23 protein-coding genes are annotated in these 22912 nt (G+C 59.1%); 13 read left to right on the top strand and 10 right to left on the bottom strand.

Annotation, left to right across the window (positions count from 1 at the left end):
• The first annotated feature begins 87 nt into the window (after positions 1 to 87).
• Both ACR0C9_RS08880 and secB read left to right on the top strand, forming a co-directional pair.
• Positions 88 to 588 carry an FxsA family protein gene (locus tag ACR0C9_RS08880; RefSeq protein WP_480780827.1) on the top strand — a complete coding sequence of 167 codons (501 nt, stop codon included), beginning with the start codon at positions 88 to 90 and terminating at the stop codon, positions 586 to 588.
• A gap of 54 nt (positions 589 to 642) precedes the next feature.
• Positions 643 to 1143 (top strand): protein-export chaperone SecB, encoded by a 501-nt coding sequence (gene secB, locus ACR0C9_RS08875; RefSeq protein ID WP_170453344.1) that lies wholly within the window; start codon positions 643 to 645, stop codon positions 1141 to 1143.
• A 24-nt stretch (positions 1144 to 1167) separates the two neighbouring features.
• On the opposite strand, the gene dnaQ is transcribed toward secB, so the two are convergent.
• Genes dnaQ through ACR0C9_RS08855 form a run of 4 tightly spaced genes read right to left on the bottom strand, consistent with a single transcriptional unit; the run spans position 1168 to position 3902 of the window.
• On the bottom strand, positions 1168 to 1890 hold the full coding sequence (gene dnaQ, locus ACR0C9_RS08870; RefSeq protein ID WP_170453345.1) for a DNA polymerase III subunit epsilon: 723 nt from the start codon (positions 1888 to 1890) through the stop codon (positions 1168 to 1170).
• Positions 1883 to 2476 (bottom strand): dephospho-CoA kinase, encoded by a 594-nt coding sequence (gene coaE / locus ACR0C9_RS08865; RefSeq protein ID WP_170453346.1) that lies wholly within the window; start codon positions 2474 to 2476, stop codon positions 1883 to 1885. The genes dnaQ and coaE overlap by 8 nt, the downstream gene beginning before the upstream one ends.
• A complete protein-coding gene (locus ACR0C9_RS08860) occupies positions 2473 to 3306 on the bottom strand; it encodes a shikimate dehydrogenase (protein ID WP_170623523.1) in 834 nt (277 codons plus the stop codon). Before ACR0C9_RS08860 ends, coaE begins: the two co-directional genes overlap by 4 nt.
• On the bottom strand, positions 3303 to 3902 hold the full coding sequence (locus ACR0C9_RS08855) for a nucleoside triphosphate pyrophosphatase (protein WP_170453348.1): 600 nt from the start codon (positions 3900 to 3902) through the stop codon (positions 3303 to 3305). Before ACR0C9_RS08855 ends, ACR0C9_RS08860 begins: the two co-directional genes overlap by 4 nt.
• Positions 3903 to 4306: 404 nt before the next feature.
• On the opposite strand from ACR0C9_RS08855, the gene ACR0C9_RS08850 reads away from it, so the two are divergent.
• From ACR0C9_RS08850 to ACR0C9_RS08820, 7 genes are all read left to right on the top strand, one after another.
• The gene (locus ACR0C9_RS08850) at positions 4307 to 4756 is read left to right on the top strand and encodes a CopD family protein (RefSeq protein WP_480780826.1); all 450 of its coding nucleotides are present in this window, start codon (positions 4307 to 4309) and stop codon (positions 4754 to 4756) included.
• Between the two features lie 122 nt (positions 4757 to 4878).
• Positions 4879 to 6150 carry a transcription termination factor Rho gene (gene rho, locus ACR0C9_RS08845; RefSeq protein ID WP_170520887.1) on the top strand — a complete coding sequence of 424 codons (1272 nt, stop codon included), beginning with the start codon at positions 4879 to 4881 and terminating at the stop codon, positions 6148 to 6150.
• Between the two features lie 30 nt (positions 6151 to 6180).
• Positions 6181 to 7467: a tRNA uridine-5-carboxymethylaminomethyl(34) synthesis GTPase MnmE gene (gene mnmE, locus ACR0C9_RS08840; protein ID WP_480780825.1), complete on the top strand. Its 1287-nt coding sequence runs from the start codon at positions 6181 to 6183 to the stop codon at positions 7465 to 7467.
• Between the two features lie 12 nt (positions 7468 to 7479).
• The gene (gene mnmG / locus ACR0C9_RS08835; protein WP_480780824.1) at positions 7480 to 9348 is read left to right on the top strand and encodes a tRNA uridine-5-carboxymethylaminomethyl(34) synthesis enzyme MnmG; all 1869 of its coding nucleotides are present in this window, start codon (positions 7480 to 7482) and stop codon (positions 9346 to 9348) included.
• Positions 9345 to 9965 (top strand): 16S rRNA (guanine(527)-N(7))-methyltransferase RsmG, encoded by a 621-nt coding sequence (gene rsmG / locus ACR0C9_RS08830; protein WP_170453353.1) that lies wholly within the window; start codon positions 9345 to 9347, stop codon positions 9963 to 9965. Before mnmG ends, rsmG begins: the two co-directional genes overlap by 4 nt.
• Positions 9958 to 10761 carry an AAA family ATPase gene (locus tag ACR0C9_RS08825; RefSeq protein WP_170453354.1) on the top strand — a complete coding sequence of 268 codons (804 nt, stop codon included), beginning with the start codon at positions 9958 to 9960 and terminating at the stop codon, positions 10759 to 10761. The genes rsmG and ACR0C9_RS08825 overlap by 8 nt, the downstream gene beginning before the upstream one ends.
• 20 nt (positions 10762 to 10781) lie before the next feature.
• Positions 10782 to 11678, top strand: coding sequence for a ParB/RepB/Spo0J family partition protein (locus tag ACR0C9_RS08820; protein ID WP_170453355.1), 897 nt, complete (start codon positions 10782 to 10784; stop codon positions 11676 to 11678).
• On the opposite strand, the gene ACR0C9_RS08815 is transcribed toward ACR0C9_RS08820, so the two are convergent.
• The 4 genes from ACR0C9_RS08815 to rph are packed head-to-tail and all read right to left on the bottom strand — an operon-like array spanning position 11668 to position 14493.
• On the bottom strand, positions 11668 to 12021 hold the full coding sequence (locus ACR0C9_RS08815) for a YbaN family protein (RefSeq protein WP_170453356.1): 354 nt from the start codon (positions 12019 to 12021) through the stop codon (positions 11668 to 11670). The two genes, ACR0C9_RS08820 and ACR0C9_RS08815, sit on opposite strands and share 11 nt — an antisense overlap.
• Before the next feature lie 3 nt (positions 12022 to 12024).
• The gene (gene hemW / locus ACR0C9_RS08810; protein WP_480780823.1) at positions 12025 to 13179 is read right to left on the bottom strand and encodes a radical SAM family heme chaperone HemW; all 1155 of its coding nucleotides are present in this window, start codon (positions 13177 to 13179) and stop codon (positions 12025 to 12027) included.
• Positions 13169 to 13783 carry an RdgB/HAM1 family non-canonical purine NTP pyrophosphatase gene (gene rdgB / locus ACR0C9_RS08805; RefSeq protein WP_170453358.1) on the bottom strand — a complete coding sequence of 205 codons (615 nt, stop codon included), beginning with the start codon at positions 13781 to 13783 and terminating at the stop codon, positions 13169 to 13171. The genes hemW and rdgB overlap by 11 nt, the downstream gene beginning before the upstream one ends.
• A complete protein-coding gene (gene rph, locus ACR0C9_RS08800; RefSeq protein ID WP_480780822.1) occupies positions 13780 to 14493 on the bottom strand; it encodes a ribonuclease PH in 714 nt (237 codons plus the stop codon). Before rph ends, rdgB begins: the two co-directional genes overlap by 4 nt.
• 112 nt (positions 14494 to 14605) lie before the next feature.
• On the opposite strand from rph, the gene hrcA reads away from it, so the two are divergent.
• On the top strand, positions 14606 to 15670 hold the full coding sequence (gene hrcA / locus ACR0C9_RS08795; protein ID WP_480780821.1) for a heat-inducible transcriptional repressor HrcA: 1065 nt from the start codon (positions 14606 to 14608) through the stop codon (positions 15668 to 15670).
• 10 nt (positions 15671 to 15680) lie between these two features.
• Entirely contained in the window at positions 15681 to 16244 is a 564-nt protein-coding gene (locus ACR0C9_RS08790) for a nucleotide exchange factor GrpE (protein ID WP_170453361.1), read from the top strand.
• A gap of 58 nt (positions 16245 to 16302) precedes the next feature.
• Here ACR0C9_RS08790 and mutS read toward each other — a convergent pair whose 3' ends face one another.
• Entirely contained in the window at positions 16303 to 18918 is a 2616-nt protein-coding gene (gene mutS, locus ACR0C9_RS08785) for a DNA mismatch repair protein MutS (RefSeq protein ID WP_480780863.1), read from the bottom strand.
• Between the two features lie 161 nt (positions 18919 to 19079).
• Here mutS and ACR0C9_RS08780 point away from each other — a divergent pair, with 161 nt between their 5' ends.
• Positions 19080 to 21335, top strand: a complete 2256-nt coding sequence (locus ACR0C9_RS08780) for an NADP-dependent malic enzyme (RefSeq protein WP_480780820.1) — start codon at positions 19080 to 19082, stop codon at positions 21333 to 21335.
• Positions 21336 to 21338: 3 nt separating this feature from the next.
• Entirely contained in the window at positions 21339 to 22211 is an 873-nt protein-coding gene (locus tag ACR0C9_RS08775) for a ribokinase (RefSeq protein WP_170453363.1), read from the top strand.
• Here ACR0C9_RS08775 and msrA read toward each other — a convergent pair.
• On the bottom strand, positions 22208 to 22879 hold the full coding sequence (gene msrA / locus ACR0C9_RS08770; protein ID WP_170623512.1) for a peptide-methionine (S)-S-oxide reductase MsrA: 672 nt from the start codon (positions 22877 to 22879) through the stop codon (positions 22208 to 22210). The genes ACR0C9_RS08775 and msrA overlap by 4 nt on opposite strands.
• Positions 22880 to 22912 lie beyond the last annotated feature (33 nt).

Genomic DNA, 22912 nt, shown 5'->3' with positions numbered 1-22912 from the left:
AGACTTTGTGTACGCGGCCTCCTGCCACTATGTAGGTGACAGTTGGTGGCAAGTCCACAGCCCGGCCATATGGAAAGGATAACGCAAATGTATCTGTTCTTGGCATTTTTGTTGGTTCCGATCATCGAAATCGCCCTGTTTATTCAAGTGGGTGGTCTGATCGGCCTATGGCCAACGCTGGGAATTGTGGTCCTGACAGCGGTTTTGGGCACTGTTTTGGTGCGGACACAAGGTCGCATGGCGCTGGGACAATTGCAGCAATCCTTTGCCAAGCTGGACGACCCGACCGAGCCTTTGGCCCATGGGGCCATGATCCTGTTATCCGGCGCATTGCTGCTGACACCTGGCTTTTTCACCGATGCCATTGGTTTTGCCCTGCTTATTCCCGGTGTTCGGGTGGCTGTGTTCCGGTATCTGAAGTCCAAAGTCAAAGTCACCCAGTTCCAGATGGGCACGGGTGCCGGGTTTCAGGCCGGGCGCGACCCCTTCGATCAGGGCGACGTGATTGACGGAGAATTTACCGAGGTGCGCCCAAGGAAAGAGCCCTCGAAGCCTTCAAAATGGGTCGAAGACCCGCCCCAGCATTGAGGTACCGCCCTCAAGTTGCTAAGCAGTGTCGAATTTCATTTTTGGAGTAGATCCATGGCCGAAGAAAACGCTGCAGAAAACACTGCGGCCCAAGCTGCCCCGCAGGTTCAGATGCGTGTTCTGGGACAGTTCATCCGTGACATGTCTTTTGAAAACGTCATGGCGCAAAAAGGTGTGTCGGGTGACGTACAGCCCGAGATTCAGGTTCAGGTGAACCTGGACGCAAAGAAGCGCCCGACCGAGCATCAGTACGAGGTTTCGGTCAAGCTGAAGCTGACCTCGAAAGCCAAGGGCATGGACGATGTTCTGTTCCTGTGCGAACTGGACTATTGCGGCCTGTTCCACGTGGAAGGCGTGCCAGAGGATCAGATCCATCCGTTCCTGATGATCGAGTGCCCGCGGATGCTGTTCCCGTTCCTGCGCCGCATCGTCAGCGACATCACCCGCGACGGTGGCTTCCCGCCGGTGAACCTGGACAATATCGATTTCGTGGCTCTCTACCGCAACGAATTGATGCGTCGTCAGGCCGCGCAGGCCGAAAAGACCGACGCCTAAGGGTTTGACCCGTGCCTGACTGGTTCAGGCGCGGGTCCACAGGGCGCTGTCGCCCAGTTTCTCGACAAAAGCCTGATGCGCTGTGCGTTCCTCATCGGTGATCCGAGGGGGCAGGGCCATTGCGCGCGGCGTCGGACGCCAGTCATCCGCACCACCTGCACCTGATGCAGCCGAGGTGGACAGGCCGAAATCGGGCTGCCGACCGCCGATCAGTTCCAGATAGACCTCGGCCAGAATTTCCGAGTCCAGCAACGCCCCGTGCAGCACCCGATTGGTATTGTCGATGTTGAACCGGCGGCACAGCGCGTCCAATGACGCGGGTGAGCCCGGAAACCGTTTGCGCGCTATGGCCAACGTATCCAGCGCCTGATCCATGGGAATCTGCGGCAGATTCATCCATCTGAGTTCCGCATTCAGGAATTTCATATCGAAGGATGCGTTGTGGATCACCAGTTTTGAATCCCTGATGAAATCCAGGAAGCCTTGCCCGATCTTGGCAAAAACGGGCTTGTCTTTCAGCGTCACCTCACCCTTTTCGGGCGGGCGCGGGGTGTCCAGCAGATCGGGGCCAATTCCATGCACACCAAATGCCTCTTCGGGCATCGACCGTTCGGGGTTGATATAGACGTGATAGGTCTCACCCGTGGCCACATGGTTCCACAGCTCGACCGCGCCGATCTCGACAATCCGGTCGCCGCTTTCGGGATCAAAGCCTGTGGTTTCGGTATCGAGTACAATCTCACGCATCTGCCATCCCCGCCCGTATCTGCCTGACCACATCCTGCACCTGCGCGCGGGCGTGGTCCAGAGTGTCGGTCACGATCACATAATCCGACCGGGCGCATTTTTCGTCATTTGGCATTTGTTTGGCTCTGATCTGCTCAAACTGCGCCTCGGTCATCGTGCCGCGCGCCATGACGCGGCGCTTTTGTTCTTCGGCCGGGATCGAAACACAGGCGACCGCGTCCATTGCCGCATTGCCGCCGGTTTCAAACAGCAGGGGGATGTCGAACACCAGAATGTCTGCCGTCGCGCTTTCGCGAAAAGCCGCCCGGTCCCCCGCGACCAGAGGATGGACAATGGCCTCAATGGCTTTCAGCGCAGACCCGTCCTGTGAAATGATCTGTTTCAACGCGTCCCGGCTGACCGATCCGTCGATGATGGCGTCAGGATAGGCCGCACCCATCGGGGCAACCGCCGCACCACCCGGCGCATAAAGCCGATGCACCGCCGCATCCGCATCCCACAGCGCGCAGCCTTCATCGACGAACATCTGCGCAGTGGTGCTTTTCCCCATGCCAATCGAGCCAGTCAGGCCAAGCGCAAAGCTCATGCCAATGCCGCCGCGCGAGTATCGGTGTCAACCTCGGGGCGGACACCGAACCAACGCTCGAACCCAGGAACCGCCTGATGCAGCAACATGCCAAGGCCATCGACCGTGGTGCACCCGGCGTCTTCTGCTGTTTTCAGAAGGTTGGTCTTTAGCGGCGCGTAAACCAGATCGGTCACCACCGCTCCGGGCTGCAACCCGTCCAGCGGCACGCGCAATTCCGGCTGACCCTGCATGCCCAGCGAGGTTGTATTGACCACAAGCTCAGCATTTTCCACGACATTTCCGGCCTGAACCCAATCGACCACCGTGATGCGCTGGCCGAACTCTTCTTTCAGATGGTCCGCCCGCGCGCGCGTGCGGTTGGTCAGCAGAATCTCGGGCACGCCAGCAATGGACAAGGCCTGCAGAACTGCGCGCGCCGCCCCCCCGGCCCCAAACACCACGGCTGGCCCGTCCTGAGCGTTCCAGTCCGGCGCGCCGCTGCGCAGGTTCTCCATGAACCCGTACCCATCGGTGTTGTCGGCATGGATCGAGCCATCCTCGCGAAACACCAGCGTATTCGCGGCCCCGATCACCGTTGCCCGGTCAGAGACATGATCGGCAATCCGCAAAGCGGCTTCTTTATGGGGCACGGTCACGTTCGCGCCCACAAACCCGGCCTTGGGCAGGGTTCGCAATACGGTCTCAAGATCCGCAGGGGCCACGTCCATCGGAATGTAGTGCCCGGACAAGCCATAAGTCTTCAGCCAATGCCCATGCAGCTTGGGCGACCGGGAATGCCCGATCGGATGCCCAATCACCCCGGCCAGAGGTACCCGATAGTCCGTCATTGATCGATCACCCCTTTGACAGCCAGATAGTTGAGCAGTTCCAACAAGGGCATACCCAAAACGTTAAAATAGTCGCCGTCAATGGTTGCAAACAGGCGCACACCTTCTTCTTCCAACTTGTAGCCACCGACCGAGTGGCGAATGCTTTCCCAATTGCGATCAATGTAGTTGCGCAGATAGGCATCGGAACTCATCCGCATCCGCAGGCGGACCTGTCCTATATGTCGCCAGATCGGCTCACCATCCTGATAGATCACAGCTGCCGACAACAGCATATGCCGCTTGCCACGCATCGCCTTGAGCTGCGCAAACGCGTCCTCGGGCGTTTTTGGTTTCGACAGCAACTGCCCCTCGAAATCCAGCACCTGATCGCAACCCAGCACCATCGCGCCGGGGGACTTGTCGCTGATCTTGCGCGCCTTCATCTCGGCCAGCGCATCTGCGATGTCGCGGGGCGAGGCCTCTTCTGCCAGCAACGCCCGCTTTATAGTATCCTCATCCACGCGCGCCACCTGCACAGTGAAAGGCACGCCTGCATTTTCCAGCAGCTGCGCGCGAATGCTTGAGCCCGAGGCCAGGATGATGGGGACAGACATGTGGACAACCCCGTGTGCAAATCGTTGAGCGTTCTTGGACGCTTTGTATGGTTTTCCGATTGACACGCAAGCCCGGGAAATCTGCTCGAAACTTCCCCGAGTCGCCCGAACGCTGTCCATCCGGGACAAGGATAACTCGGAACCAAGGGATAACTGAATCCCCCATAGATATTCAGGCAGTTATCCCCAGAGGGTGCTAGACAGATAAGGTATAAGTGTCTGTTATTTAATATCTATTTCTGAAACTCACAAAATCGGCCTGCGTCTCGTCAAAACTGTCCACCTGGGGAAAACCAAGGGGCAAAAAAGTAATCCACGGAAATTACGCACCCTACAAAACCATCTTCCTTTCTTCTTTCTTATTTTTTTATTAGGGAGAGTTCCGAGCAACGACCGGAGCCGGAATGACTGATCTGCTTTTCACGATCTACCCATGGGTGAAGGCACTGCATATCATGGCCGTGATCTCATGGATGGCTGGCCTGTTCTATTTGCCCCGATTGTTCGTCTATCACGTTGAAAAGGCGCAGGCTGTCGATGGCGCGCAAGAGATATTCTTTGAAATGGAAGAAAAGCTGCTGCGCGTGATCATGCGTCCCGCGATGATCGTCGCCTGGGCGTGTGGCCTGATCATGGTGTTCACGCCGGGCATCGTCGGATGGGATTTTACCTGGCCCTGGCTGAAAGGGGCAGCCGTGATCGGGATGACCTGGTTCCATCACTGGCTGATGGCGCGGCGCAAGGACTTCGTTGAGGGACAAAATACGCTCACAGGGCGGCAGTATCGCATGATGAACGAGGTTCCGACCGTTTTGATGGTAATCATCGTCCTGGCGGTCGTTCTGAAGTTCTGAGGCACCGTTTGACTCTGCTTAAGTAAGCGCTTATCTAAGCCGTAACACGCCCGTCCGGGCGGCGTATCTTCCGTACTGAAATTCCACTTCGTGCCGCGCTGTCAGCGGTGAAGGTATTTATCATGTCCACTGACTCCCTGAATCTGGCCGACCTGAAGGCCAAAAGCCCCAAAGACCTTCTGGCGATGGCCGAAGAGCTGGAAATCGAAAACGCCTCGACCATGCGCAAGGGCGAGATGATGTTCCAGATCCTGCGCGAACGCGCGGATGAGGGCTGGACCGTTGGCGGCGATGGTGTGCTTGAGGTTCTGCAGGACGGCTTCGGCTTCTTGCGCTCGCCCGAGGCGAACTATCTGCCGGGTCCCGATGACATCTATGTCTCGCCCGACATGATCCGCCTGCATTCGCTGCGCACCGGCGACACCGTTGAAGGCGAAATCAAAGCGCCTGATGATAGCGAGCGGTATTTTGCGCTGACCAAGGTCACCAAAATCAACTTTGAAGACCCCGAAAAGGCCAAGCACAAAATCCTGTTCGACAACCTGACGCCGCTCTACCCAGATGAGCGGCTGAAGATGGAGATCGAAGACCCGACCATCAAGGACAAATCGGCCCGCGTGATCGATCTGGTCTCGCCCATCGGTAAGGGTCAGCGGTCGCTGATCGTGGCCCCGCCGCGGACCGGTAAGACAGTGATCCTGCAGAACATCGCCCATTCCATCGAACAGAACCACCCGGAGTGCTATCTGATCGTCCTGCTGATTGACGAACGCCCCGAAGAGGTGACGGACATGCAGCGCTCGGTGAAGGGTGAGGTTGTATCCTCGACCTTTGACGAACCGGCGACCCGTCACGTGGCCGTGTCCGAGATGGTGATCGAAAAAGCTAAGCGTCTGGTCGAACACAAACGAGATGTTGTTATTCTTCTCGACTCAATCACAAGACTTGGTAGGGCGTTCAACACCGTGGTGCCATCCTCGGGTAAGGTTCTGACCGGCGGTGTGGACGCAAACGCCCTGCAACGGCCCAAGCGGTTCTTTGGCGCGGCACGGAACATCGAAGAGGGTGGCTCGCTGACCATCATCGCCACGGCGCTGATCGACACTGGCAGCCGGATGGACGAGGTGATCTTCGAAGAATTCAAAGGCACCGGTAACTCGGAAATCGTCCTGGACCGCAAGATTGCCGACAAACGCGTGTTCCCGGCGATCGACATCCTCAAGTCCGGTACAAGGAAAGAGGACCTGCTGGTCGACAAGGGCGATCTGGCCAAGACCTTCGTTCTGCGTCGTATCCTCAACCCGATGGGCACGACCGACGCGATCGAGTTCCTGTTGTCCAAGTTGAAACAGACCAAGACAAACGGCGAGTTCTTCGATTCGATGAACACCTGACACAGGTCTTAACCCACGCGAGGCCTTCGAATGGATACGATATTCGCCTTGGCCAGCGCGCAAGGCAAAGCAGGGGTGGCGGTCATCCGCCTCTCTGGCCCTGTCGCCCGTACCGCTGCGGAAAAGATAACCGGTGGCCCTCTTCCGCCACGGGGTATGAACCTGCGCACCCTGCGGGACGCAGATGGCGCGCGTTTGGATGATGGGCTGATCCTGACCTTTCAGGCCCCGGCCAGCTTTACTGGTGAAGACGTCGCCGAGTTGCAAATCCACGGCAGTACCGCCGCCATCAATGCTGTGATGCGATGCCTGTCTGAGACTGACGGGCTGCGTCTGGCCGAACCCGGAGAATTCACCCGTCGCGCCCTTGAAAACGGCAAGATGGACCTGACTCAGGTCGAGGGTCTGGCAGACCTGATCGACGCCGAAACCGAAGCGCAACGCAAACAGGCACAGACGATTCTGGCCGGAGAGTTGGGTAATCTGGCCGAACGCTGGCGGCGCGATCTGATCCGGGCTGCATCCCTGTTGGAGGCTGTGATTGATTTCGCCGATGAAGAGGTTCCCACCGATGTGACCCCGGAAGTCCGGCAGTTGATCTTAGGCGTGAGCACAGAGTTGCAACGCGAAGCAGACAGTGTTCGGATCGCAGAACGCATACGAACCGGGTTCGAAGTTGCCATTGTAGGCCTGCCCAATGCAGGCAAGTCCACTCTGTTGAACGCTTTGGCCGGGCGCGAGGCTGCAATCACGTCGGAATATGCGGGTACAACGCGGGATGTGATCGAAGTGCGCATGGATCTGGCCGGGCTGCCGGTCACTCTGTTGGATACAGCCGGGTTGCGCGACACCGAAGATCATGTCGAAAGCCTGGGTATTGCGCTGGCGAAGAAGCGCGCGGAAGCAGCTGACTTGCGTGTTTTCCTCACCGACGATCCATCAGAGCTTGGCGTCGAAATGCGGTCCGGTGACATTCAGGTCAGGCCGAAAGCGGATCTTCAGCAAGGTGGTACGCTCGGTGTCTCGGGTAAAACCGGGCAAGGGATAGATGAGCTGATTTCCAACATATCGTGTGTTCTTGGTGAACGAACCACTAGCCATGGTATAGCTACCCGCGAACGGCACAGGATTGCGCTGATCAACGCCAAAGAGGCGTTGACCGTTACCATGTCGGTTCTGGAATCAGGCCCGGACCTGTATGATATTGCAGCAGAAGAACTGCGCACCGCGATCCGCGCGCTTGAGGTTTTGGTCGGCAGAATTGGGGTCGAAGATTTGTTGGACGAAATCTTCTCAAGCTTCTGTCTTGGAAAATAAGGAGTGTTTCACGTGAAACATTCGGACTTCGATGTTGTAGTCATAGGCGCCGGCCATGCGGGAACCGAAGCCGCTCACGCCGCGGCCCGTATGGGAGCGGCGACAGCACTGGTCACGTTGTCCGCATCCGACATCGGGGTCATGTCCTGCAACCCGGCCATTGGTGGGCTGGGGAAGGGCCATCTTGTGCGCGAAATCGACGCGCTGAATGGCGTTATGGGTCGGGTCGCGGATCAGGCGGGTATCCAGTTTCGTCTTTTGAACCGCCGCAAAGGCCCGGCGGTGCAGGGGCCCAGAACCCAAGCCGACCGCGCGCTGTACCGCGCGGCGATGCAGAAAGAGACGGAAGGCCAGAGCAATCTGTCAGTCATTGTTGGTGAAGTGATCGATTTTCTGATGGATGGGGAGCGCGTGGCCGGAGTGAAACTCGGCGACGGTTCAGAGGTCAAAGCGCGCGCTGTCATCCTTACATCCGGTACCTTCCTGCGCGGCGTTATTCATATCGGTGACGTGTCCAAGCCCGGAGGCCGCATGGGCGACCGACCCTCTGTCAAACTGGCAGAGCGGCTGGACAGCTACAACCTGCCGACCGGACGCCTGAAAACAGGTACACCACCTCGGCTGGACGGGCGAACCATCGACTGGACCGGGTTAGAGCGGCAGGACGGGGATGATGAACCGACCCTGTTTTCGTTCTTGTCGACTTCGGTTGTCGCGCCCCAAATCTCCTGCGGGATCACACATACAAACGCGCGGACCCATGAGATTATTGAAAAAAACCTAAGTAAATCGGCGATGTATGGCGGTCATATCGACGGTGTTGGGCCTCGGTATTGCCCGTCAATTGAAGATAAGATTGTTCGGTTCGCGGATAAGGACTCGCATCAGATCTTCCTGGAACCGGAAGGCGTGAATGATCATACAATATACCCCAACGGGATCTCAACCTCGCTGCCGCAAGACGTGCAGCTGGACTATGTCCGGTCGATCAAAGGGTTGGAACAGGCCGAGATCCTTCAGCCTGGATATGCGATTGAATATGATTACGTCGATCCGCGTGTGTTGACCGCAAGATTGTCTCTGCCGGATGTTCCCGGACTATATCTTGCGGGTCAGATCAATGGCACCACAGGATATGAGGAGGCGGCAGCCCAAGGCATGGTCGCGGGCCTCAACGCGGCATTGGACGTACAGGGCAAAGATCCGCTGCATTTCACGCGGGCCGATAGCTATATCGGCGTCATGATTGATGATCTGACAACCCGAGGGGTGGCTGAGCCGTACCGTATGTTCACCTCACGCGCCGAGTTTCGGTTGTCTCTGCGGGCGGACAATGCGGACCAACGCTTGACCCCGCTGGGGGTGCAGACTGGATGTGTTGGTCAGGAACGCCGTGTCCATTTTGAAGCCAAAATGGACAAGTTGGATGCCGCCAAATCGCTGCTGACCCAGCAGACATACACCCCAAAACAGGTCCGAGAGGCTGGAATCAACGTCAATCAGGACGGAAATCGCCGGGATGGGATGGCGATTCTGGCGTTTCCTGACGTCTCTTTTGAAGATATGTTGCCGCTCATTCCTCAGTTGACCTCGGTGGAACCTGATATTCGGCTGCAGATTGCGCGGGATGCGCTGTATGCGAATTACATCGCACGACAGCAGCGCGACGTCGAAGCCATGAAGCGTGATGAGTCCTATGTTATTCCGCGCGAATTCGATTTCTTTTCGCTCGATGGGTTGTCATCAGAGATGAAACAGAAACTCTCGCAAGCCAAACCAGCAAATATCGCCCAAGCCAGCAGGGTTGAAGGCGTGACTCCGGCGGCTTTGACACTGGTGCTGGCCAAGTTGCGTCGGGACGAAAAAGCGCGAAAAGCATGACTCTGGACCATTCAAAACTCGATGCGCTCGATGTTTCACGTGAAACATTCGAGCGGCTGAGCCTCTATGTTGACCTGGTGAAGCGCTGGAATCCAAGGATCAACCTGGTATCGCGTAACAGCATGAATGACATCTGGAATCGGCACATTCTGGATTCAGTACAGGTGTTCCGGTGCGCTGATCCCTTTGAAGCCTGGGCTGATCTGGGTAGCGGTGGCGGTTTTCCCGGGATGGTCTGTGCGATCATTGCTGTGGAAGAGGCGCCGAACACCCATTTTCATTTTGTCGAAAGCGATCAAAGGAAATCTGCTTTTCTGCGGAATGTCGCGCGGGAATGCGGGGTTTCCTGCCAGGTGATCTCCAAAAGGATCGAAGCGATTGATCCATTGGGCGCTGACATCCTATCAGCCCGGGCCCTGGCAGACTTGAATACGCTTTTGTCATTTTGTGACAGGCATTTAAGCGAGTTCGGCACGGCCTTGTTGCCGAAAGGCGCGAACTGGAAAAAAGAACTGGTCGAGGCACAGGAAGAATGGAAATTCGAAGCCGAGCCGATTACAAGTTTAACAGAACCCCAGGCTGTCATCCTTAAGATCAAAGGAGTATCACGTGGTTGATCTATCTCGTCCTTCCGGGCCCCGGATAATTGCGGTTGCCAATCAGAAGGGCGGAGTTGGAAAGACAACCACGGCGATCAATCTGGCAGCAGGGTTGGCCGAGGCCGGATGCCGCGTTTTGGTGGTTGACTTGGATCCTCAGGGTAATGCTTCAACCGGGCTGGGTGTCGAAGATCGGGATTGGACCACCTACGACCTCATTCTTGACGATGCGCCCTTGGAAGCGGTTGTGCAGGAGACCGAGATTGATGGGCTGTTTGTCGTTCCGGCCACTGTTGACCTGAGTTCTGCCGATATCGAACTGATTTCCAACGAAAAACGCAGCTATCTGTTGCATGATGCGCTGCGTCAGACCTCGATCGACAGTTTTGAGCTTGATTTTGTTCTGATCGACTGTCCCCCATCCCTGAATTTGTTGACTGTGAACGCCATGGTTGCCGCCCATTCGGTGCTGGTTCCATTGCAAAGCGAATTCTTCGCGCTGGAAGGTCTTTCGCAGCTTATGCTGACGATCAGAGAGGTTCGGCAAACCGCGAATCCGGACCTGAGAATCGAAGGTGTTGTGTTGACCATGTATGACAACCGCAACAACTTGTCCCGTCAGGTCGAAAAAGATGCGCGTGACAATCTGGGTGAGATGGTTTTTAAAACCAAGATACCGCGGAATGTCCGGGTCAGTGAGGCCCCGTCTTATGCGTTGCCTGTTTTGCAATATGATTCAGGTTCGCTTGGGGCGATGGCGTATCGGCATCTGGCCCGCGAAGTCATGCACAAGAACAATAAAGTCGCCGCTTAGGCGGCAGTGAGGAGGGCGACGTGAGCGCCAAGAAAGCAAAGCCAAGGGGTCTGGGACGCGGGTTGTCTGCCCTGATGGCGGACGTAACTCAGGAAGCTGATGATCTGGCACCGACTCAGCCGCGTCGACCTGACCTGACGGTTCCGATTGAAAAGCTGCAAGCCAACCCAAATCAGCCGCGCCGGACGTTTTCGCCAGAGCAGTTGGATGAGCTCGCGACCTCGGTCAAGGAAAAGGGCATCATCCAGCCCCTGATCGTGCGGTCCATTGGTGAAGGCGCCTATGAAATCGTCGCGGGTGAGCGTCGTTGGCGCGCGGCGCAAATGGCGCAACTGCATGATATTCCAGTCATAGTTCGGGATTTCGACGATACCGAGGTTCTGGAAGTTGCAATCATTGAAAACATTCAGCGGGCCGATCTGAACGCGGTGGAAGAAGCCGCCGGATATAAGCAGTTGATGGACCGGTTTGGTCACACGCAGGAAAAACTGGCCGAGGCTTTGGGTAAAAGCCGCAGCCATATTGCAAACCTTCTGCGTCTTTTGTCCTTGCCGATGGATGTGCAGACATTGGTGATCGAAGGCAAACTGTCCGCAGGGCACGCGCGGGCGCTGATCACGGCCGAAAATCCGTCGGAACTTGCCAAACAGGTTGTTAAGGAAGGTCTGTCTGTTCGCGCCACCGAAGCTTTGGTGAAGAAGCAGCAGCAGGGTGATACTGACCGCCCCGCGCCGAAGTCGCGAAACCTGAATGCAGGCAAGGATGCGGATACGCGGGCGCTTGAGAAGGATCTTTCGGCTATTCTGGCGATGAAAGTGTCGATCAATCACAAGCCGGGAACCGAGACCGGGCAGGTTGTTCTGACCTATGAGAATCTGGATCAGCTGGACGATCTGTGTGCGAAACTCAGCCGTTAGGGCGGGTCCAGATAAAGACCATGACGCCGCCCAGAACGACGGCTTGAATGATCAAGACATGGGGCGGCGCAGATAACATGACTGCGAGGCTGAATACGGCGGCGACCGACAAGGTGGCCGCCTTTTTTGCAGCCGGGCGGATAGCGCCGGATCGCTGCCAGTCCAGGATCATTGGCCCGAACAGCCTGTGCGTGATCAGCCAGTTATGTAGGCGGGAGGAGGATCGGGCGAAGAAAAACGCAGCCAGCAGCAGAAAAGGCACCGTAGGCAGCAACGGCAGAACGACGCCGACCATTGCAAGCGCAACGCAAACAAGTCCCAGCCCGGCCCAGAGAAACTGCATTCGCTACTCCAAAAGCTCTCGGATCACGGCATTCAAAACCGCGCGCCCATCTGCTGTTGCACTAAGCCGCCCGTTCTGATGGCAGATCATGCCAATATCGGTCAGGTGATCCAGTGCGTCCGAGGGCAGGGGTAGGCCAGATAACCGACTGTATCGATCAATATCTAGTCCTTCAGCTACGCGCATACCCATCATAAGGTATTCTTTGGCTTGATCCGTCGGGGATAACGTTGTGCGCTCTTTTTCCCCGTTGCCTTGTGTGGCCGCTTTCAGCCAGCGGTCCGGGTTCAGGTAGGTCTCGGTTGCGTGTTTCTGGCCGTTCAACGTGACCCGCCCATGGGCACCGGGACCGATCCCCACGTAATCGCCATAGCGCCAATAGATCAGATTGTGCCGGGATTCCGCACCGGGGCGGGCATGGTTGGAGACCTCATAGGCAGGCAGGCCGTGGGCGTCGCAGATGTCCTGCGTGGCCAAGTACATATCGGCGGCGCTGTCATCTTCGAGCAGGCCGCGCAGTTTGCCGACGGCGTAACGGTCGCCAAAGGCGGTGCCGTCCTCGATGGTCAGTTGGTACAGCGACAGGTGGTCGACAGCCATCGACAATGCATCAGACAGTTCCGCGCGCCACGCGTCCAGCGTCTGGTGTTGGCGGGCATAGATTAGATCGAAACTGACCCGGTCAAAGCAATTGCGCGCGATGTCATAGGCGGCGCGGGCCTCGGCCACGGTATGGATGCGGCCCAACCGGCGCAGGTCGTCGTCATTCAGCGCCTGCACGCCCATCGAGATGCGGTTCACACCCGCGTCGCGATAAGCGGCGAACCGGCCAGCCTCGACCGAGCCGGGATTGGCCTCAAGCGTGATTTCCATATCGTTCGACGGGCGCCACAGGGCGCGGGCCGTATCTATTACCGCCGCGACCGTTTCGGGGTCCATCAGGGAAGGCGTGCCGCCGCCAAAGAAAATCGTATCAAGGACACGATCCGGGGTTTCGGCGGCGCTGCGGTGCAACTCGCCCAGATACGCAACAAGCCATTGTTTTTGATCAATATTTCTGGAAACGTGACTGTTGAAGTCGCAATAGGGGCATTTGGCCTCGCAAAAGGGCCAATGCACATACAGGCCAAAGCCCCCGTTGCGCCAATCATCCGCCAAAGCAGCCTTTCACGAACATCTCCACCGCGCGGCCGCGATGGCTGATCTTGTTCTTTTCCCAGCGATCCATTTCGGCAAAGGTAATGTCATGGCCCTCGGGGACAAACATCGGATCATAGCCGAACCCGTCCTTGCCACGGATTGGCCAGGTCAGATGGCCGGGGGCGATGCCTTCGAACACCTCATCATGCCCGTCGGGCCAGGCAAGAACCAGCGTGCAGCGGAATTGCGCGGTGCGCGGATGAGGGGCGTTTTTCGCCTCGAGTTCGTTATGGGCGCGGGTCATCGCCATCAGGAAATCGCGGCCCTCGCCGGTTTCGGCCCAATCGGCGGTGTAAACGCCCGGCGCACCGTCCAGCGCGTCGATGGTGATCCCGGAATCGTCCGACAGGGCAGGCAGGCCGGTGGCCTTTGCCGCGGCATGAGCTTTGATCCGGGCGTTGCCGACAAAGGTATCCTCGGTCTCTTCCGGTTCCGGCAGGTTCATCTCGCCTGCGCCCACGACGGTCACACCAAAGGGCTCAAGCAGATGCGCCATCTCCTCAAGCTTGCCTGTGTTATGGGTGGCGACCAGAAGCCTGTCGCCGTCGAACTTGCGGGTCATGCGGTGGCGGCTTTCTGTGCGGCGGCCAGTTCACCGACGCCTTTTTCGGCCAAATCCATCAGCTGATCCATCTGCGCGCGACTGAAGACCGAGCCTTCGGCGCTCATCTGCACTTCGATCAGTTTGCCCGAGCCGGTCATGATGAAGTTTCCATCGACGCCCGCTTCGCTGTCCTCGGGGTAGTCCAGATCCAGAACCGGCTGACCAGCGTAAATCCCGCAGGACACGGCGGCAACAGGGTCCACCAGCGGATCGGAAATCACATCGCCCGCCTTCATCAGCTTGTTCACCGCCAGACGCAGCGCCACCCAACCGCCGGTGATCGAGGCGCAACGGGTGCCGCCATCGGCCTGGATCACATCACAGTCTATTGTGATCTGACGTTCACCCAAGGCAACCCGATCCACACCGGCACGCAGGGCGCGGCCGATCAGGCGCTGGATTTCCACGGTGCGCCCGCCTTGCTTGCCGCTTGCCGCCTCACGCCGCATCCTTGTGTTGGTCGCGCGGGGCAGCATTCCGTATTCGGCAGTAACCCAGCCCAGACCCGAGCCCTTGATGAACGGCGGCACGCGATCCTCGATGGTGGCGGTGCACAGTATATGGGTATCGCCCATCTTGATCAGGCAGGAACCTTCGGCATGTTTGGTAAAGCCGGTCTCGATTGAAACCGCGCGCATTTCGTTTAGATCACGTCCTGAGGGTCGCATGGAAAATCCTTTGTTTGCTGGGTTGGGGATAACGCCCCGCAGCGTTACGATGCAACCCCGATTGACCTTTCATTTGCCTGCGATTTAATGACGGCCCAGCAGGGGAACGCAGATGAGCGAAGCAAGCAGAATTCTGGACGAGATGAATGACCGGTCGCGTGAGGTGTTCCGGCTGATCGTCGAAAGCTATCTGGACAGTGGTGAACCCGTTGGAAGCCGCACCCTGACCCGTACGCTGTCCGAGAAAGTCAGCGCCGCGACCGTGCGTAACGTGATGCAGGATCTGGAATATCTCGGCCTGCTCGACAGCCCCCATGTCAGCGCCGGGCGGATTCCGACCCAGCAGGGTCTGCGGATGTTTGTGGATGGCTTGCTTGAAGTTGGCGATCTGGGGGCTGATGACCGGCAGAAGCTGGATGAGACATTAGGCTCTAACGCGGGCGATGTGGGCGGGATGCTGGACCGCGTGGGGTCGGCCTTGTCACACGTGACACATGGCGCCTCGCTGGTTCTGACCCCCAAACATGAAACCGAGATCAAACATATCGAGTTTGTCTCATTGGCGCATGATCGCGCGCTGGTGGTTCTGGTGTTCTCGGACGGGCATGTGGAAAACCGTCTGTTCACGCCACCACCCGGACAGACGCCCAGTTCGATGCGCGAGGCGGCGAATTTCCTGAATGCGCTGATCGAGGGGCGCACGTTGAGCGAAGTGCGCCGTCAGATGCAAAGTCAGATCGACGCGCGCAAACAGGAAATCGACGTGCTGGCACGCGAGATGGTCGAAAGCGGCATGGCCGCCTGGGATGGGGACGGGGGCGACTCGGCCCGTTTGATCGTGCGGGGGCGGGCGAATCTGCTGGGTGACTCGGGTGAGGCCGAGGAGCTGGATCGTATCCGCACCTTGTTTGACGATCTGGAACGCAAGCGGGACATCGCGGAATTTCTGGAATTGACCGAAGAAGGCGATGGTGTGCGCATTTTTATCGGCTCCGAGAACAAACTTTTCTCACTTTCGGGTTCCTCTTTGGTGGTGTCTCCATATATGAACGCTGATCGAAAGATTATCGGTGCGGTCGGGGTCATCGGGCCAACGCGTCTGAACTATGGACGGATCGTGCCGATCGTGGATTATACGGCGCAACTGGTCGGCAAGCTGATATCCGACCGGAGCTAGAGGGTAAGAGATGGCAGAGCCCAAGAACGAAGATTTTCTGGACGATATCGCAACCGCCGAGGCGGAAGAGCTGGCCGAAGAGCTGATGGATATCAGCGAAGAGGCGCTGGAGATCGACGCGCTGCGTGCCGAGCGGGACGATTACAAGGACAAGTTCATGCGCGCGCTGGCGGATGCCGAGAACGCGCGCAAGCGTGGCGACAAGGCGCGCCGCGATGCGGAACAGTATGGCGGATCGAAACTGGCACGCGACATGCTGCCGGTTTACGACAACATGAAACGCGCGCTTGAGGCGGCAACGGACGAGCAGAAAGAGGTTGCTGCCGGTTTGCTGGAAGGTGTTGAGCTGACCATGCGGGCGTTGAAGGACGTGTTCCAGAAGCACGGGATCGAGGTGATCACGCCCGAAGTTGGCGACCGTTTCGATCCGAATGTGCATGAGGCGATGTTTGAGGCTCCGGTGCCGGGGACCCGCGCGGGCGATATCATTCAGGTGTCGGCTGAGGGGTTCATGCTGCATGACCGGTTGCTTCGCCCGGCGCAGGTTGGGGTGTCGTCGACGCCGGCAAGCTGATTGGCCTCTGCGAGGCCAAGCCTTCGGCGAGAGTATTTTTGAAAAGATGAAGGGGCGGTCAGGATTTGGCCGCTTCTTTCAACTTGTAGATCAGGTCGAGCGCTTCGCGCGGGGTAAGCTCGTCCGGTAGGATCTCGGCCAGCATGTCGGTGACAGGGGAAGCCTTGGGGGCTGGCGGCGGCGGGGGCGGCGCGGCGGAGAACAGGGGCAGGTCATCGATCAGTGCCTTTTGCTTGCCGCCTTCGCGTTCGGTTTTTTCCAGCTGGTCCAGTACGATACGCGCCCGGTCCACCACCGATGCGGGCAGGCCTGCAAGTTGGGCGACCTGTACGCCGTAGGACCGGTCGGCGGCGCCTTTGTGGACCTCGTGCAGGAAGATCACCTCGCCTTCCCATTCCTTGACCGCCACGGTGGCGTTGTCGACGCCTTCCAGTTTACCGGCCAGCGCGGTGAGTTCGTGGTAGTGGGTGGCGAACAGCGCGCGGCATTGGTTGGCGGCGTGCAGATGTTCCAGCGTGGCCCAGGCAATCGACAACCCGTCATAAGTGGCGGTGCCGCGGCCAATCTCATCGAGGATCACCAGAGCGCGGTCGTCGGCCTGGTTCAAGATGGCGGCGGTTTCGACCATTTCGACCATGAAGGTCGAGCGGCCTCGGGCCAGATCGTCCGAAGCTCCGACGCGGCTGAACAACTGGCTGACGACGCCGATATGGGCCTGCTCTGCCGGAACGTAGCTGCCCATTTGTGCTAGCAGGGCGATCAGGGCGTTCTGGCGCAGGAAGGTTGATTTACCGGCCATGTTGGGGCCGGTCAACAGCCAGATGGCGGCACCCTTGTCGGCGCTGAGGTTGCAGTCATTGGCGATGAAGGCATCGCCGCCTTGTTGACGCAGGGCGTGTTCGACGACCGGATGGCGACCGCCCCGCACATCGAAGGCGCGCGAGGTGTCGACCTGCGGGCGGCACCAGTTTTCGCCGCGTGCCAGATCGGCCAGCGCTGTGGTCAGATCGAGTTCAGCCAGCCCCCGGGCGGCTTGATTCAGATGCGCGGCCTTGGCCAGAATCTCGCCAGAAAGTCTTTGGTAGAGCCGTTTTTCGATCTCGAGCGCCAGATTTCCGGCGTTCAGGATGCGGGTTTCGATCTCGGAGAGTTCCACAGTGGTGAACCGCACCTGATTGGCGGTGGTTTGACGGTGGATATAGGTCTCGGAGAACGGCGGGTTCAGCATCTTTTCGGCATGAGTGGCCGTGGTTTCGATGAAATAGCCCAGCACGTTGTTGTGCTTGATCTTCAACGAGGTGATGCCGGTATGTTCCGCGTATTTCTGCTGAAAACTCGCGATGACGGATCGGCCTTCATCGCGTAGGGTGCGGGCTTCGTCCAGTTCGGTGTCGAAACCGGGGGCGATGAAGCCACCGTCGCGGGCCAAAAGGGGCGGTTCGGCGACAAGGGCGTCGTCCAGCAGGGTCAGCAGGTCGTCGAAACCGGTCAGTTTCTGCACGGCAGTGGCCAGAAGGACGGGCAGGTCCTGCGGGGCGCAGAGTTCGGCGATGGTCGCCGCCTGTGTCAGACCGTTGCGGATAGCGGCCAAATCGCGGGGGCCGCCGCGTTCCAGCGAAAGCCGCGACAGGGCGCGGTCCAGATCGGGGGTTTTGCGCAACGCCTCGCGCAGGTCTGATGCAGTCAGGCTGTCCTCGGCAGCGAAACTGACCGCGTCCAGCCTGGAATGGATCATGTCCAGATTGCGGGACGGGCTGGAGAGGCGCTGTTCCAGCAGCCGAGCGCCACCGGGGGTGACGGTCCGGTCGACAACGGACAACAGAGAGCCGGCGCGACCGCTGGACAGGGATCGCGTCAGCTCCAGATTGCGGCGCGTGGCGGCGTCGATTTGCACCACACGGTCCTCGGATTCCTTCAAGGGCGTTTGCAGTAAGGGCAATTTGCCCTTCTGCGTGATTTCCAAATAGTCGATCAGTGCGCCCATGGCCGAAACTTCGGCGCGCCCAAAATTTCCGAACGCGTCCAAAGCGCCCACGTGAAACAACCCGCAGATGCGTTTTTCTGCCGCGGTGCTGTCGAAACTGGCGCGCCCGATGGGGGTGAGTGAAATGCCCAGATCGCGGACAGGGTCTTGCAGGGGCTGTTCTGACCCGTCCGCCACGATCAACTCGGACGGCGCGAGCCGGGCCAGTTCTGGGCTGAGGCGCACATATGTCAAAGGCATCACGTGAAACGCGCCCGTCGAGATGTCGGCCCAGGCCAGCGCGGCCTCATCCCGGACCTCGGCATAAGCGGCCAGAAAGTTGTGGCGGCGGGCCTCAAGCAGCGCGTCCTCGGTCAGAGTGCCGGGTGTCACCAGACGTACGACATCGCGCTTTACCACCGATTTAGAGCCTCTTTTCTTCGCCTCGGCCGGGCTTTCCATCTGTTCGCAGACGGCCACGCGGAACCCTTTGCGGATCAGGGTCAGCAAATAGCCCTCGGCGGCATGAACCGGCACGCCGCACATCGGAATGTCGGTGCCGTTATGCTTGCCGCGTTTGGTCAGCGCGATATCCAACGCCTCGGCGGCATTCACCGCATCCTCGAAGAACATCTCGTAGAAATCGCCCATGCGGTAGAACAGCAGGGCATCGGCATGGGCCTCTTTGATCTCGAGATATTGCGCCATCATCGGCGTGACTGTGGACAAAAGCGGCCCCCTTCTGGCGTATTCCGGGCGCGACCTTACAAACGCGGCCCCCGCGACGAAAGGTGAAAACGTATTCCCGTTGAGGCGCAGCCCCGCCTGCGCTATGAGGCATCAGCCCCGAAGTCATGGAACCGACGTTTAAAATGCCCAAAGCGAAGATCACCAAAGAAGAGGCGCTGGCCTTTCACCTGGACCCCACCCCCGGCAAGTGGGAGGTGCAAGCCACCGTCCCCATGACCACCCAGCGCGATCTGTCGCTGGCCTACAGCCCCGGCGTGGCGGTTCCCTGCGAAGCCATCGCCGAAGCGCCCGAGACGGCGTATGACTATACCAACAAGGGCAATCTGGTGGCCGTGATCTCGAACGGGACCGCCGTATTGGGCCTGGGTAATCTTGGCGCGCTGGGCTCGAAACCGGTGATGGAGGGGAAATCCGTCCTGTTCAAACGGTTTGCTGACGTGAACTCGATCGATATCGAACTGGACACCGAGGACCCGGATGAGTTCTGCCGCGCGGTCAAGCTGATGGGGCCGACCTTTGGTGGTATCAACCTGGAAGACATCAAGGCGCCGGAATGTTTCATCATCGAGCAGCGCCTGAAGGAAGAGATGGACATCCCCGTCTTCCACGACGACCAGCATGGCACGGCGGTGATCTGTGCGGCGGGTCTGCTGAACGCGCTGCATATCTCGTGCAAGAAGATCGAGGATGTGAAGATAGTTCTGAACGGGGCAGGCGCTGCGGGGATTGCCTGTATCGAACTGCTCAAGGCGATGGGTGCAAAGCATGAAAATTGCATCGTCTGTGACACCAAGGGCGTGATTTATCAGGGCCGGACCGAGGGCATGAACCAGTGGAAATCGGCCCACGCGATCACCACCGAGTTGCGCACGCTGGAAGAGGCCATGAAGGGCGCGGACGTGTTCCTGGGCGTGTCGGTCAAAGGTGCGGTGACGCAGGATATGGTCGCCAGCATGGCCGACAACCCGGTGATTTTCGCCATGGCCAACCCGGATCCCGAGATTACGCCGGAAGAAGCGCACGAGGTCCGCGTCGATGCCATCGTCGCCACCGGGCGCAGCGACTACCCGAACCAGGTGAACAACGTTCTGGGCTTCCCCTACCTGTTCCGTGGCGCGTTGGACATCCATGCCCGCGCCATCAATGACGAGATGAAGATCGCCTGTGCCCATGCGCTGGCCCGTCTGGCGCGCGAGGATGTGCCGGATGAAGTCGCCATGGCCTACGGTAAATCGCTGACCTTTGGCCGCGATTACATCATCCCGACGCCGTTCGATCCGCGCCTGATCCACCGTATCCCGCCTGCGGTCGCCAAGGCCGGGATGGATACCGGCGCGGCGCGGCGTCCGATCATCGACATGGACGCCTATGAGCTGAGCCTGAAATCCCGCATGGACCCGACGGCCAGCATTCTGCGCGGGTTGAACGCCCGCGCCCGTCAGGCGCAAAGCCGAATGATCTTTGCCGAGGGCGACGATCCCCGCGTGCTGCGCGCGGCGGTGATGTATCAGCGCTCGGGCTTTGGCAAGGCGTTGGTTGTCGGTCGGCCCGACGAGGTGAAAACCAAGCTGGAAGAGGCAGGTCTGGGCGACGCCGTGCGTGAGCTTGATGTGGTCAACGCTGCGAACACCACGCATCTCGAGACCTATAAGGATTTCCTTTACAAGCGTTTGCAGCGCAAAGGGTTCGATCGCAAAGACATCCACCGCCTTGCGGCCCGCGACCGGCACGTGTTCTCATCGCTGATGCTGGCACATGGGCATGGGGACGGGTTGGTCACCGGTGCCACGCGCAAATCGGCCCATGTGATGGACCGGATCAACCATGTATTCGACGCCGATGCCGCCCATGGCGCGGCGGGCGTGACTGCGTTGCTGCATAAGGGCCGCATCGTGCTGATCGGCGATACGCTGGTGCATGAATGGCCGGACGAAAACGATCTGGCCAACATCGCAGAACGCTCGGCCGCTGTGGCGCGTCATATGGGGCTGGAGCCGCGTGTGGCCTTCGTCAGCTTCTCGACCTTCGGCTATCCGGTATCGGAACGGGCCGAGAAAATGCATGTCGCGCCCGAAGTTCTGGACCGTCGCGGCGTCGATTTCGAATACGAAGGCGAGATGACCGTCGATGTGGCGCTGAACCTCGATCAGCAAGAGGCGTACCCCTTCTCGCGCCTGACCGGCCCGGCAAATATCCTAATCGTGCCTGCACGCCATTCGGCCAGCATCTCGACCAAGCTGATGCAGGAAATGGGCGGCGCCACCGTGATCGGCCCGATCCTGTCCGGTGTCGACAAGCCGATCCAGATCTGCTCGACCGTGTCGACGGCGAATGACATTCTGAACATGGCCATTCTGGCCTCTTGCGATATTGGATAAGCCATGACGATCTGGAACCTCGGCTCGATCAATGCGGATATGGTCTATGCCCTGCCGCATCTGCCCGCGCCGGGGGAGACGCTGGCGGCCAGCGGGCTGGAGCGTTTTCTGGGCGGCAAGGGGGCCAATATGTCGGTCGCGGCAGCGCGGGCCGGGTCACGGGTCAGCCATATTGGCGCGGTCGGGGCCGACGGGCGCTGGGCGAAGGATCGGCTGACCGAATATGGCGTCGATACAAGGTTTATTGCCGAAGTCGATGTGCCCACCGGCCATGCCATCGTGGCCGTGGATGCGCAGGGTGAGAACCTGATTGTCCTCTTCCCCGGATCCAACCACGCGCTGGAGGTGTCGCAGGTCGGGCAGGCGCTGGCGTCTGCCAATACCGGGGACCTTCTGGTTCTGCAGAACGAAACCAATGCGCAGGTCGAGGCCGCCCGGATGGGGCGCGAGCTGGGCCTGACCGTCTGCTACGCGGCCGCCCCGTTTCAGGCCCAAGCCGTGCAGGACGTTCTGCCTTATCTGGATTTTCTGATCCTGAATGAGGTTGAGGCCGAGCAATTGCGGCAGGAAACCGGGCTGGATGCCGCGCAACTGCCGGTGCGCCATGTCATCGTCACCCTTGGCGCAAAAGGCGCGCGGTATCTGCAACAGGGCTGTGAACCGGTTGATTTTGCGGCCCACAAGGTTCAGGCGGTCGATACGACCGGTGCGGGGGATACGTTCACCGGTTATGTTCTGGCCGGGATGGACCGGGGGATGCCGATGGAACAGGCGATCCTGCAAGCAAATCGTGCCGCGGCCCTGATGGTCACGCGGCACGGTACGGCGGATGTCATTCCTGATCTGCGCGAAGTGCGCGACGCGTCTTTCGATTAAGACCCGGCAAAGGGTGCGTCTGTGCCCCAAAGCTGTTTCACACGCGCATCCCGACCGCAGGCATTGCGATAGGCCTTATAGGCGTTCTTCTGACGTTTCGGACCAAAGCGGGTGAAGACCAGTTTTTCGCCCTTGTAATAATCCTGATGGTAGGCCTCGGCCGGGTAAAAGGTAGATTCTTGCAAGATTGGCGTCACCACCGTCTGACCCAATGCGGCCTGCGCCTGTGCCTTGGCCTTTTCCGCTTGCGCCTTTTCGCCCGAGTTAGAGACGAAAATCGCTGTGCGATAGCTGTCACCCCGGTCGCAGAACTGACCGCCCGCATCGGTGGGATCGACCGAGCGGAAGAACATGTTCAATAGCGTTTCACGGGAAACCCGGGCCGGATCGAAGGTGATCTGAACCGCTTCGTAATGGCCTGTACCGCCTTTTGAGACCTGATCATAGGTTGGGTTGGCCGATTTGCCACCGGTATATCCCGACACCGCGCCCACGACACCGGGGACGGATTCGAAATCGGATTCGACGCACCAGAAACACCCGCCCGCAACGGTCAGTGTCTCGGTGCCTGCCGCCTGAGCGGGCAGGACCCGCAGCATCGCGGCCAAAGTTATGAACGTCAGCAACAGGGCGGGCTTCACAAAATCGAGGTAGGCAGTTCGGGTCATGGCAGGTCTCCTTCCGAGACTGAAAGTGGCCCG

The sequence above is a fragment of the Ruegeria sp. C12 genome, assembly GCF_056537745.1.
The sequence above is the reverse complement of the archived record's forward strand: the minus strand, read 5'-3'. Positions and strand labels throughout refer to the sequence as shown.

Excerpts from the sequence above, each read along its gene's own strand:
- coaE (WP_170453346.1), bottom strand. The coding sequence starts at position 2,476 with ATGAGCTTTGCGCTTGGCCTGACTGGCTCGATTGGCATGGGGAAAAGC.
- mutS (WP_480780863.1), bottom strand. The coding sequence starts at position 18,918 with ATGATGGCGCAATATCTCGAGATCAAAGAGGCCCATGCCGATGCCCTG.
- ACR0C9_RS08775 (WP_170453363.1), top strand. The coding sequence starts at position 21,339 with ATGACGATCTGGAACCTCGGCTCGATCAATGCGGATATGGTCTATGCC.
- ACR0C9_RS08815 (WP_170453356.1), bottom strand. The coding sequence starts at position 12,021 with ATGCAGTTTCTCTGGGCCGGGCTGGGACTTGTTTGCGTTGCGCTTGCA.
- ACR0C9_RS08780 (WP_480780820.1), top strand. The coding sequence starts at position 19,080 with ATGCCCAAAGCGAAGATCACCAAAGAAGAGGCGCTGGCCTTTCACCTG.
- rph (WP_480780822.1), bottom strand. The coding sequence starts at position 14,493 with ATGCGACCCTCAGGACGTGATCTAAACGAAATGCGCGCGGTTTCAATC.
- ACR0C9_RS08860 (WP_170623523.1), bottom strand. The coding sequence starts at position 3,306 with ATGACGGACTATCGGGTACCTCTGGCCGGGGTGATTGGGCATCCGATC.
- rdgB (WP_170453358.1), bottom strand. The coding sequence starts at position 13,783 with ATGACCCGCAAGTTCGACGGCGACAGGCTTCTGGTCGCCACCCATAAC.
- hrcA (WP_480780821.1), top strand. The coding sequence starts at position 14,606 with ATGAGCGAAGCAAGCAGAATTCTGGACGAGATGAATGACCGGTCGCGT.
- mnmE (WP_480780825.1), top strand. The coding sequence starts at position 6,181 with ATGGATACGATATTCGCCTTGGCCAGCGCGCAAGGCAAAGCAGGGGTG.
- ACR0C9_RS08855 (WP_170453348.1), bottom strand. The coding sequence starts at position 3,902 with ATGTCTGTCCCCATCATCCTGGCCTCGGGCTCAAGCATTCGCGCGCAG.
- dnaQ (WP_170453345.1), bottom strand. The coding sequence starts at position 1,890 with ATGCGTGAGATTGTACTCGATACCGAAACCACAGGCTTTGATCCCGAA.
- rho (WP_170520887.1), top strand. The coding sequence starts at position 4,879 with ATGTCCACTGACTCCCTGAATCTGGCCGACCTGAAGGCCAAAAGCCCC.
- ACR0C9_RS08880 (WP_480780827.1), top strand. The coding sequence starts at position 88 with ATGTATCTGTTCTTGGCATTTTTGTTGGTTCCGATCATCGAAATCGCC.
- msrA (WP_170623512.1), bottom strand. The coding sequence starts at position 22,879 with ATGACCCGAACTGCCTACCTCGATTTTGTGAAGCCCGCCCTGTTGCTG.
- rsmG (WP_170453353.1), top strand. The coding sequence starts at position 9,345 with ATGACTCTGGACCATTCAAAACTCGATGCGCTCGATGTTTCACGTGAA.
- ACR0C9_RS08850 (WP_480780826.1), top strand. The coding sequence starts at position 4,307 with ATGACTGATCTGCTTTTCACGATCTACCCATGGGTGAAGGCACTGCAT.
- secB (WP_170453344.1), top strand. The coding sequence starts at position 643 with ATGGCCGAAGAAAACGCTGCAGAAAACACTGCGGCCCAAGCTGCCCCG.
- ACR0C9_RS08790 (WP_170453361.1), top strand. The coding sequence starts at position 15,681 with ATGGCAGAGCCCAAGAACGAAGATTTTCTGGACGATATCGCAACCGCC.